This window comes from Bacteroides gallinarum DSM 18171 = JCM 13658 (assembly GCF_000374365.1).
Taxonomy (GTDB): Bacteria; Bacteroidota; Bacteroidia; order Bacteroidales; family Bacteroidaceae; genus Bacteroides; species Bacteroides gallinarum.
The window spans coordinates 24,674-35,993 of sequence record NZ_KB894144.1; the positions used below are offsets into that span (position 1 = coordinate 24,674).

The following is an 11,320-nucleotide window of genomic DNA, read 5'->3' on the forward strand; positions in this document are numbered from 1 at the left end:
CTCGAAACGTCAATAGTATGAAACGAACAATTCTCTTCTGTGCATTGCTCGCCCTTCTCACGGGGGCCAATGCACAGGAGGCAACCAACTACAAGGAAAAACATCCCTATAAGGATTGGGTGAAGTTAGCTCCCAAACTGGACAACGCTTTCTTCGCCACTCCCGAAGCGATTCGTATCGCCGACAATGTATTGCTCTACCAGCAAACGACCGGCGGCTGGCCCAAAAACATCTATATGCCCGCCGAACTGACTGCCGATGAGTATAAGAAAGCCCTTGCTGCGAAAGATGATGTCAACCAAAGCACTATCGACAATAACGCTACGAGTACGGAAATCCGTTATCTTTCCCGTATTTATCTGACCACCAATATAGAGAAATACAAAGATGCCGCCTTAGAGGGTATACGCTACATACTGAAAGCACAATACCCCAATGGCGGTTGGCCTCAATTTTGGCCGCGTCCCAAAGGCTATTATACCCACATCACCTACAACGACAACGCAATGGTAAACGTTATGAACCTGTTGTGTGATGTTTACAATAGGAAAGCCCCGTACACTTATGTACCGGACACTCTTTGCCAACGTGCCCGGGTCGCATTCGACAAAGGTGTGGAGTGTATTCTTAACACTCAGGTAAAGCAAAACGGCAAACTGACAGTGTGGTGTGCCCAGCATGACGCACACACCCTTACCCCCGCCAAAGCCCGTGCCTACGAACTTCCCTCACTCAGCGGAGCCGAGTCGGCCAACATCGTCCTATTACTGATGTCTATCCCTGACCCGTCGCCCGAAATCATAGCTTCCGTAGAAGCTGCTGTCGCATGGTTCAAGGCAAATAAAATAACGGGTATCATGCGTGAGAACTTCATTAACAGCGAAGGGAAAAAAGACTATCGAATGATTCCATGTCCGCAGGACGACTATCCTTGTCCCGTACTTTGGGCACGTTTCTACACTCTCGAAGACAACCGTCCTTTCTTCTGCGACCGAGACGGCGTGAAGAAGTACGATATTTCCGAAATAGGCTATGAACGCCGTACCGGCTACAGTTGGTACAACAATGCCGGACTGAAAGTGCTGAAAAAGTACGAAGAATGGAAAAAACGAATGCCGGCAAAGGTATCTGCAAAGGAATAGGAACACGGACAGCACACATCAGCGCCCCACTTTGATAGAAAACTCATCAAATAAAACAGAGCCGCCGGAGAAGTAATCCCGGCGGCTCTCGTTCTTATGCAATCTTACTAATGCTTATTTACTGCAATTCCACGGCTTCAATTGCTTGAAGAAGTCGTTGCCCTTGTCGTCTACCAGGATGAATGCGGGGAAGTCTTCCACTTCGATTTTCCAGATAGCCTCCATACCGAGTTCGGGATATTCCACGCACTCGATGCTCTTGATGTTGTTCTGCGCCAGGATAGCGGCAGGCCCGCCGATAGAGCCGAGATAGAAACCTCCGTACTTCTTGCAGGCGTCCGTAACCTGCTGGCTGCGGTTACCCTTGGCAAGCATAATCATGCTGCCGCCGTGGCTTTGGAACAGGTCTACATACGGGTCCATACGGCCGGCAGTAGTCGGGCCCATTGAGCCGCAAGCCATACCCTGCGGGGTCTTGGCAGGACCGGCATAGTAGATAGGATGGTCTTTGATATACTGCGGCAAGTCCTCACCGCGGTCCAGGCGCTCTTTCAGCTTGGCATGGGCGATGTCGCGTCCTACGATAATCGTACCGTTCAGGGACAGGCGGGTAGAAACCGGATACTTGGTCAGCTCTTTCAGGATATCTTTCATCGGCTGGTTCAGGTCGATTTTCACTACATCGCCCTCGCCCGCCTTGCGGAGTTCGGCAGGGATAAGCTCGCCCGGATTGCTGTCGAGCTTCTCAATCCAGATACCTTCCTTATTGATTTTACACTTGATGTTACGGTCAGCAGAGCAGGAAACGCCCAAACCCACAGGACAGGAGGCACCATGACGCGGCAGGCGGATGATGCGTACATCGTGAGCCAGGTACTTGCCGCCGAACTGTGCGCCGAGTCCGATTTTGTGAGCTTCCGCCAATACTTGTTTTTCCAATTCCACGTCGCGGAAAGCGCGGCCGAACTCATTGCCCGTAGTAGGCAGGTTGTCGTAGAAATGGGTGGAAGCCAGCTTCACCGTCAGTAGGTTCTTCTCGGCGGAAGTTCCTCCGATAACGAAGGCTATGTGGTAGGGAGGACATGCGGCCGTGCCCAGCGTCTTTATCTTTTCGATAAGGAACGGAACCAGTGTCCCGGGATTCAGGATAGCTTTCGTCTCCTGATAGAGATAAGTCTTGTTGGCAGAACCGCCGCCCTTGGTAACGCAAAGGAACTCATACTCCATGCCTTCGGTAGCTTCGATGTCAATCTGGGCCGGAAGGTTGCACTTCGTGTTCACTTCGTCGTACATATTGAGAGGGGCGTTCTGGGAATAACGCAGGTTCTCTTCCGTATATGTTTTGTAGACGCCGAGCGAGAGAGCTTCCTCATCGCAGTAGCCCGTCCACACCTGTTGTCCTTTTTCACCGTGGATGATAGCCGTACCCGTGTCCTGGCAGAAAGGCAGCACGCCTTTGGAGGCAACTTCGGCATTGCGCAGGAAAGTCAAAGCTACATATTTGTCGTTGTCGCTTGCCTCGGGGTCGCTCAAAATCTTGGCGACCTGCTCGTTGTGCGAACGGCGCAACATAAACGAAACGTCGCGGAAAGCCGCATTAGCCATTGCGGTAAGCCCTTCCTTTTCGATTTTCAGGATAGGTTTTCCTTCAAACTCGCTTACGGATACATAGTCTTTTGTAAGCAGATAATACTCGGTTGTATCTTTACCCTTCTCGAACATGGGCTGATACTTGAACGGAGGTGTTGTTGCCATAATTACTTGTTCATTTAATGTTTAAAGTGATTCGTGACACAAAGGTAGCAACTATTATTGAAATATTTCTTTAATTAGGGTGAAAAAACAAGGCTGCCTCCCCCTGCACCGGCATGCCGTCGCCACACCGCCCTCTGTCAACGCACTTTCCGCATACGTCCTATCAGCTCATCGCCCAGCGCAGTCTTTACCTCGATATGTTTCAATACGGCGGTTACAAACGGATTGCTCTCGAAGTCACCGCGCACCTGTTCGAAGTCGAGCTCTTTCTCGAGGCGCGAACCGTCGGCGCCGAAGCCGGTCATGGAAGCCAGGGAGAATTCCTTCTTGGCATCCTCGTAGACCATACGGTCCAGGCCTACAACGGCCTCTTTCCACTTCTCGACGATATGGATGACGTCGTCCGCCGTTATGTTTGCGGGATTGATGCCATAGAACTCCTCCAACTTGTCGTATGCCCATGTCCATTCGTAAGTATAGTAGTTTTGGTGCATCCGCTCAAATTCGGCGTTGATATGTTTCAGGCGGTTGACCGTACCGGATTCGATACCGTCTATCAGCGTGTCTATTTCGCTTTTGGGGGCTATCAACCCGGAAATATCCACCCACTCGCCACTGCCGATAGGGGTATCGGGAGTAAGGCGGGCACGTATTTCCTCGTTGTTCCGGAAGTCGATATTCTCCAAACGTTTGATTACCGAGTTGCCGAGGAACTTGTGGATAGCGATTTCGTAGAAACGGATGCCCTTCACCAATGCAGAATTGCGTATCTTGGCACTGTGGAAGGAATAGATGTCGGACAGTTCACCCGAAGCGTAGCGCAGGTTTTTCAGCGTTTCCCTCCCCTTGAACATCTTCTGTACGGTATAGGGACTCAAAAGGTTGTAGTTGATGAAGTCCAGTTTGTTGGTATCGGTGCGCCGGTCGCGCTTTGGCCATTTCTGGGCATCGCGGATAGTGCCTACGCTTCGCAGGTTGACACCCGGTACGAGGTAGGTGGTGTTGTTCTGCTCTATCAAATAAGAGAAGGGCAGGTTGGAAGTATCGGAATGGTTAACGTGACGTCCCATAACGAGGGAGAACGCCCCTACCCTTGCAGGCCACAGGATGTAAGAGTCGGAAGTGGTCTTGGCTCCACGTTCCAGCGTTCCCTGGTGGATAGGGCCGAGTTTGTACATGTGGTTGCTCTGGTTGGAACCGGAACCGGCATTCATAAAGGAGAACATGCCGGCTATGAGCAAAGTGGATTTATGATGCGTCACCGTATAAGGCCCGGCAAAAATGGCACAGGCTTCACCGTTTTCGCCCTGGCAGTTGCTGAAGAACAGGGAATCAGAAGCAGAGTAGTTATGCCCCAACTTACAGGCTTGCCCCACGAAACAACGGGTAAGCATGGCGCCGTCGTCCACGCACGACCCGGAGGATATGATAAAGTTATCGCAAATGACGCCATGCCCTATATGTACAGGTGCTACTTCGTTACTGTTGATACTGCCGTTGTACAGGCGGCACGTGCCGCAAATGTGGCAGTAGTCGCCGATACGCACGTTTTCGATAGAGCCGGTATTGAGTATCATTACATGGCTGCCGATAGAACCGACAGCGGAGGCATGCTTATTGGAGTAGAAATCGGTAATTTCCTTCATCCGCGCAATCAGCTCCGGGCGGTGACGGTAAAGTGCCATGATATAGGCTTGGTGGGCGGAGAGTTTATCGCTGATAAGCACTTCACGGCCGCCTGTCTCGTTCAGCACCGACACCTCTACGCCGTTACCGAACTTGGACAACCCGTCTACGAGGATAATATCCACATTCTCGATGAAGGTATCGTGTCCGATTTCATAATTGGCAATATAGTTCTGGATATTCTCAATGCAGCAGTTATCGCCCACTGTTACATTATGGAGTGTTACGTGCCGCAAGCCGGAATGTTTCTTTATTCCGCCCGGCAAAGTAAATTCCGACCGGAACACTCCCAAACGTACCTCGCCCGAGAAGCGGGTATGATACACGAATTCCGTTGAAAACTCTTCTGCAACAGTTACTTTCCCCCAATCATCTGCCAGGCACGACTGGCTCTTCAACCGGAGTACTTCGTCTTCGGTCAAGTTTCTATAAGTCATTTCTTATCGGTTTTAGTTCACCGCAGGTTACACTGATTTGCACGGATTGCTTTCCTCGATGTTATTCCGTATAAATCGGTGTAATCCGCAGCGAAAGTTATTCCTCGCTTTCGTCGTATGTCTGATAAAGGAAATCGTTATAGGGGTACTTCTGTACGTGCAGTTCTTTTACACGCTGATAAACCACACTCTTCAGTTCCTCTACATTAATCCGTTCGCGGGCGGAGATGAAAAGACAGTTGTCTTCCATTTTTGCCATCCACGTCTTCATCAGTTCTTCGAGTGTTAAGTTTTCTTTGGTTCGGGGGGTAAGGTCGTCTTCCGCTTTCGCCACGTAAGTGTAAGCGTCTATTTTATTGAATACAAGTATCATGGGCTTACCGGATGCGCCGATGTCCGCCAATGTCTTGTTCACTACTTCTATCTGCTCCTCAAAGTCGGGGTGGGAGATGTCTACGATATGCAACAGCAGGTCGGCTTCGCGCACTTCGTCGAGGGTGGATTTAAAGGAATCCACCAAGTCGGTAGGCAGCTTGCGGATAAATCCGACCGTGTCGGACAAAAGGAACGGCAGGTTCTCGATGATGACCTTGCGCACCGTAGTATCCAATGTGGCGAACAGCTTGTTCTCCGCAAAGACTTCGCTTTTGGAAAGCAACGTCATCAGGGTAGATTTTCCGACATTGGTGTACCCCACCAATGCCACACGGATAAGGCGGCCGCGGTTCTTACGCTGGGTTGCTTTCTGCTTGTCTATTTCCGCCAGGCGTTCTTTCAACAATGACATACGGTTCAAGATGATACGGCGGTCCATTTCCAACTGCGTTTCGCCCGGACCGCGCAGACCTACGGAGCCTTTACCGCCACCGGCGCCCGAACCGCCTCCCTGGCGTTCCAGGTGAGTCCACAAGCGTTGCAGACGGGGAAGCATGTATTTGTATTGCGCCAGCTCGACCTGGGTCTTTGCATTGGCGGTTTGCGCACGCATGGCAAAGATGTCGAGGATAAGCGAAGTACGGTCCAGTATCTTGATTTTCAACTCAGCTTCGATATTGCGTATCTGCTTCGCCGAAAGTTCGTCGTCGAAAATCACCATACCGATTTCACGCTCCGCTTCTTCTTCGCTACGGATGTATTCTTTTATTTCTTCCAGTTTCCCCTTGCCGACGTACGTCACGGAGTTTGCCTGGTCTAACTTCTGAGTAAATCTTTTCACGACTTCCGCCCCGGCTGTCTCAGCCAAGAATGCCAGCTCGTCGAGGTACTCGTTCGTCTTGCGCTCGTCCTGAGCCTTTGTAACAAGACCTACCAGTATCGCCGTTTCAACCTGTGCTTCGGAAATTACAAATTCTTTCATTGCCATAATCCAACCCTCTCTATTATATCAGTCTATGTTTAGACGCAGCAAATATAAGGAATTTCATAGAATATTCAATATACCGGCAAAAACAAAAAAGAGAAGGTGTCCGGCAAACCGTATCATAGTAATACGAGAAATGCCCAAGCATACTGAATTCGTACACTTGGGCAAGTTCTATTAGAGGTTATTCCTTAAATCGCGTAACGGTTATTCTGCATCAGGCAGAACAAAGACTTCTGTAAACGAGCCATAAGAACCGGCAGAGACAGTGAATGTACCGTTGATACTGATTGTATTGCCGGAAAGAGCACCGTTGCCAACCGCCGTATCCTCCATAATTACTATAAACAGCTTGTTTATCCACTGTTATGCTGTTATTGCTCATTACCTTATCGGAAAAGCATTTCCTTATGAACACAAAAACTTTGAAATAGAACAAGCGGAAAGAAAACAAATTCATCTTCCTCCCGCTTGTTTATTTACCAAATATGTAATTTAGAATATCGCTAATGATATCATTTTAATTAGTACCCAGGATTCTGCTGTTCTTTCAATGCAGGATTGGCATCCAGTTCATTTTGTGGAATTGCAGAAAGAGCTTTGTAATAATCACGATTATAGCTTCTCACTTCTTGTACTAATGAAGAGTGCCAACCTTTATCGGTTTCCGACGTATAGCGTGTAATAGTTTCATTATTGCGCATTGCATCAAAGAAGCGTTGTCCTTCACCTACCAATTCTTTACGGCGTTCCATTAGGATTCTCTCTAAGCTAACTGTTGACATAGTTACCTGTTTGGTAAGGTCAGTCGTCCGTTTTTCTATGATATCATTCAAATAATCGGCAGCTTTGACTTTGTCATTGTCCTTAAATGCGGCTTCGGCAGCACTCAGATATACTTCAGATAAACGCAACATAGGAATATTAGCATAACGCACATCACTATTCCCGGCATTGAATTTATTCAGATAAACAGGATAGTTCCCATAAATAGCTGCTTGGTCCTCACCTTCTGCCTTTACAAAAATACTTTGACGGATATCACTGGGGTCAGATTGTAAATCTTCGACAAAACGTTTGGTAGCGACGATGTCCCCATACCCGGGGAGGTCACCGGCATTCTCCTTATAAAGATAACTTATACCCTCACGGTCTGTCCAGTCTTGCGAGTTAGTAATGGATAATTCAAAAATCATCTCATTACCATGTTTAGAATCAGATTTGCTCCAGGCGGATACATATTGGTCGCGTGTCCATAACTCATAAGGTGAATGTTCAATTATATCCTCAGCAACCTTTAAAGCCTCTGTGTTATTGCCCATAGTCAGATAAACTCTTGTCAATAAAGCCTTTGCAGCCCATTGATTAACATAGCCGGTTGTCGGGTCCTGAGGCAATGAATTAGAGTCGATAGCATTCGTAAGGTCTTCGATGACTTGTTTGTATACTTCCGCTACGGTATTTCTCGCTACATGTTCTTCTGCGGCAAGAACAGTTGTACTTACCGGTACGCCTAAAGAGGCTCCCTGATCGGCAGTATAGGGCTTGCCATAAATACGTACTAAATCAAAATGCGCTAATGCACGAAGTACACGCGCTTCTGCCGCATACTGTGCAATGAGTTCCTTTTTTTCTTCTTTATCAGACAATGAACCGTTTTCCGCAGCTTCTATAATACGGTTAGCACGTCCAATTGTAATGTAAGGAGACTGCCATATACCGTTTGAATTAAATTCTGAAGCTGTTGTATAATTCATTTGATAGAAGAATAAAGCCCGTCCGCTACCGTTCGTCTCATCATACTGCAAGTCTTCACCTCGAACTTCACCATACACAAACATACGGGCTCCATAATAATCCGTAAAATCAGAAGTCCCTTTCAGGGCTTTATACATACCGACACGTAAACTGCTTAAATCCGAACTGGATTGGATAGCGCCCTCTGCAATTATAGAATCCGCCGGCTTCAAATCCAACCAATTATTTACACAGGAGGATAATCCTGCAACCAAGACGGTGCAGCATACTATTTTATATATACTTTTCATTATTTTCATCGTCATTCTTTTTTATAATTAAAAACCTATCTCAATACCAAAGGTATATGTCCGTAATGCAGGCATTTCGAAAGTACAAAGTCCGTCGACCGGTGTTTCGGGGTCTACGTACAAATCTTCGGACTTCCACGTCAGTAAGTTGTTGGCAGAGAAATAAATTCTGGCTTTGCTGATTCCCGCTTTGTTCAAGAAGTTCTGAGGTACAGAGAAACCAATAGTCAAATTCTTTAAACGTAAATAATCTGTCGGCATCAACCAACGGGACGAGAGGACGCTTGTACCGCTTCCTACTTCATATTTCGGCAATTTGGCTTGGTCGCCCGGCTTTTTCCACATATCTTCCAGTTTATAATAAGCCGGAGTAGCCCCCTGGTAAGTATAAGTTCCGCCATTGTCATGCAACCATGTGGCATAATCATAGGCTTCTCCGCCCAAAGAATATGTTAAGGTGAAATTGAAATCAATAAATTTCCATTTCATATAATTACTCAAACCACCCTCAACAGCCGGATCATGCTTGCCGACAATCACTTGTTTCGCTTCACTGACATTTGTAGTTGTTTTACGTGCATTTTCAGTACCGTCATTAATGTAATAAGCTTCTTTACCGGTTTCCGAATCTACTCCGGCATACTCATACATGTAATATGAATAATAAGGCTCACCCACTTTATGAATCAGCGGCCCGGAAATTATCTGGTCGGACGTTCCGCTCAGTGCCAGTACCTCGTTTGAATTATGCGAAATATTAAGGGTTGTACTCCATGTAAAGTCTTTCGTTTGGAAATTAGTAGACTGTAAGGAGAGTTCGAAACCGCTATTCCTCATCGAACCGACATTCTGCATCATAGATGCGGTAAGTAAAGAACTGTCATAGTATCCCGGAACAGCAGAAATAGGCCTGTTCATAATCAAATCACTGGTTTTACGTGTATAATAATCGAAAGTCAGAGACAAACGATTCCAGAAATTCAAATCAAGTCCGATATTGAACGCCTTGTTCTTCTCCCATTTCAGATTATCATTACCTACTCCGACAATTCCCATACCGGAAGTACCGTTATAATATTCGCCATATTTGTATAAGCTCATATAGCCATAATAATCGGAAGGCTGCGTACCGTTTACCCCATAAGACAGACGCAATTTACCGTCAGTCAATACATTCTTGATTGTTTCAAGGAACGGTTCCTCCATAAAACGCCAAGAACCGGATACAGACCAAAAGCTTCCCCACCGGTTTTCTCTGGCTAAACGCGAACTACCGTCGCGGCGGAAACTGGCACCCAAATAGTATCTATCGGCATAGTTATAGTTGACACGTCCCAAGAAAGAAGTCAAACGATACTGATAGAGTCCGCTGGAGGCAGAAGTCGTACCGGCATTTCCTATTTCGTACAGCTCACCTGGATAATCTTGACCTACGGTGTAATTCTGCTTATTAGCATAATCTTCTGTTTCAAAACCTATCAAAGCATCTACATTATGTCTACCAAATGATTTAATGTAACTCAACTGAGTTTGAGTATTCAAGGTGCTCAAATTCTGAATGAAGCGTTGCATAACTCCGGTCGGAGCTCCATTATTCGATTCTTTGTCCCATAGCACATCTTCAGTAGATGATGTATAGTCATATGCAATCTTTTCACGAAGTTTTAAGTTATCCCAGATATTCCATTCGAATGCCATTGTATTATATGAGCGAATCAAGTGGTTATGGTCGGATGAATGTTGGTATTCTTTCAAAGGATTAACGCCAAAAATACCACAAGACTGGAATTCGCCCTCTTCATCATACGGGTCTTGAGAAGGAGACTGGGTAAAGGCATAATTCATGATAGGGCTGTCATATGAAGTACCTTCATTAGACAAAGCCTGGTTCAGGCTGGAAAACAAGCTGGAAACCTCTACTTTAAATCTATTGAATTGATGACTGACATTGGCGCTTCCGGTCATTCTTTCCAAACCGGTATTGGGAGTAATACCCTCTTGCTTTGTATAAGACAATGAGGTGTAGAATTGAGTTTTCTCACTTCCTCCGGAAACTCCGATTTGATAGTTTTGGTGTGAACCGGTCTTGAATAACAAATCCTTCCAATCTGTCCAGCCGTTGGCTGGTTTGGCTGCATATTTGTCGATTTTACCATCTGCATAAGCCACCGCATCGGCATCGGTCGTGTAGCCACCTCCTGAAGGGTCTAATGCATAATTCTTCAATCCCTCGTAAATTAATGTCCGACGGGATTCGCCATCTAAAGTAGGACGATAGTTGACAGCCATATTCGAGAATCCCCAGTCGCTACGAAAATCGATATGGGTTTTACCTGCACGTCCACTTTTCGTTGTGATAACAATTACACCATTAGCAGCCCGCGAACCGTAGAGCGAAGCGGCGGCAGCATCTTTAATAACTGTCATCGACTCGATATCATTACTATTCAATGTCGACAGGATATTCGTACCAGCACCATTGTAACCGGCGCCAGTCGTTGCATCGCTTACCATACTAACGTTTCCCGAAACCATTGGCGTTCCGTCAATCACAATCAAAGGGTCATTGCCGGCATTGATAGAACCCATACCGCGAATACGGATGTAATTAGTTGCTCCCGGCGCACCGGAAGACGTAGAAATCTGTACACCCGGTATATTTCCGGCCAGCTTATCTTCTATCGAGGTCGAGGGAATATCCTGCAATTTGGATGTCGATACGGTAGAAGCTGCACCCGTAAATGAAGATTTCTTAAAGTTACCGTAACCTGTCACCACAACCTCGTCAATCATCTGTGCATCAGGCTTAAGTATTACTTTCACATTAGGTTTAATAGCTACATTTGCAGTCTGCATACCAATGTAGGAAATCTGCAAAGTCTTCGCAGAACT

At 46.8% G+C, this 11,320-nt stretch carries 6 protein-coding genes; 1 reads left to right on the forward strand and 5 read right to left on the reverse strand.

Going from position 1 to position 11,320, the window contains the following annotated elements; all coding sequences use genetic code 11:
• Window positions 1-17: 17 nt before the first annotated feature.
• The gene (gene pelA / locus C233_RS0115265) at window positions 18-1,142 is read left to right on the forward strand and encodes a pectate lyase (RefSeq protein WP_018668432.1); all 1,125 of its coding nucleotides are present in this window, start codon (window positions 18-20) and stop codon (window positions 1,140-1,142) included.
• A 114-nt stretch (window positions 1,143-1,256) separates the two neighbouring features.
• On the opposite strand, the gene C233_RS0115270 is transcribed toward pelA, so the two are convergent.
• From C233_RS0115270 to C233_RS0115295, 5 genes are all read right to left on the reverse strand, one after another.
• Window positions 1,257-2,897, reverse strand: coding sequence for a fumarate hydratase (locus C233_RS0115270; protein WP_018668433.1), 1,641 nt, complete (start codon window positions 2,895-2,897; stop codon window positions 1,257-1,259).
• Window positions 2,898-3,034: 137 nt separating this feature from the next.
• Entirely contained in the window at window positions 3,035-5,020 is a 1,986-nt protein-coding gene (locus C233_RS0115275) for a DUF4954 family protein (protein ID WP_018668434.1), read from the reverse strand.
• 97 nt (window positions 5,021-5,117) lie between these two features.
• A complete protein-coding gene (hflX, locus tag C233_RS0115280; protein ID WP_025069098.1) occupies window positions 5,118-6,377 on the reverse strand; it encodes a GTPase HflX in 1,260 nt (419 codons plus the stop codon).
• A 527-nt stretch (window positions 6,378-6,904) separates the two neighbouring features.
• A complete protein-coding gene (locus C233_RS0115290) occupies window positions 6,905-8,437 on the reverse strand; it encodes a RagB/SusD family nutrient uptake outer membrane protein (RefSeq protein ID WP_018668437.1) in 1,533 nt (510 codons plus the stop codon).
• An 18-nt stretch (window positions 8,438-8,455) separates the two neighbouring features.
• Window positions 8,456-11,305 carry a SusC/RagA family TonB-linked outer membrane protein gene (locus C233_RS0115295; protein WP_081626128.1) on the reverse strand — a complete coding sequence of 950 codons (2,850 nt, stop codon included), beginning with the start codon at window positions 11,303-11,305 and terminating at the stop codon, window positions 8,456-8,458.
• Window positions 11,306-11,320: the final 15 nt, after the last annotated feature.

Coding starts and splice junctions, on each gene's coding strand:
- pelA (WP_018668432.1), top strand. CDS start 18: ATGAAACGAACAATTCTCTTCTGTGCATTGCTCGCCCTTCTCACGGGG.
- C233_RS0115270 (WP_018668433.1), bottom strand. CDS start 2,897: ATGGCAACAACACCTCCGTTCAAGTATCAGCCCATGTTCGAGAAGGGT.
- C233_RS0115275 (WP_018668434.1), bottom strand. CDS start 5,020: ATGACTTATAGAAACTTGACCGAAGACGAAGTACTCCGGTTGAAGAGC.
- hflX (WP_025069098.1), bottom strand. CDS start 6,377: ATGAAAGAATTTGTAATTTCCGAAGCACAGGTTGAAACGGCGATACTG.
- C233_RS0115290 (WP_018668437.1), bottom strand. CDS start 8,437: ATGAAAATAATGAAAAGTATATATAAAATAGTATGCTGCACCGTCTTG.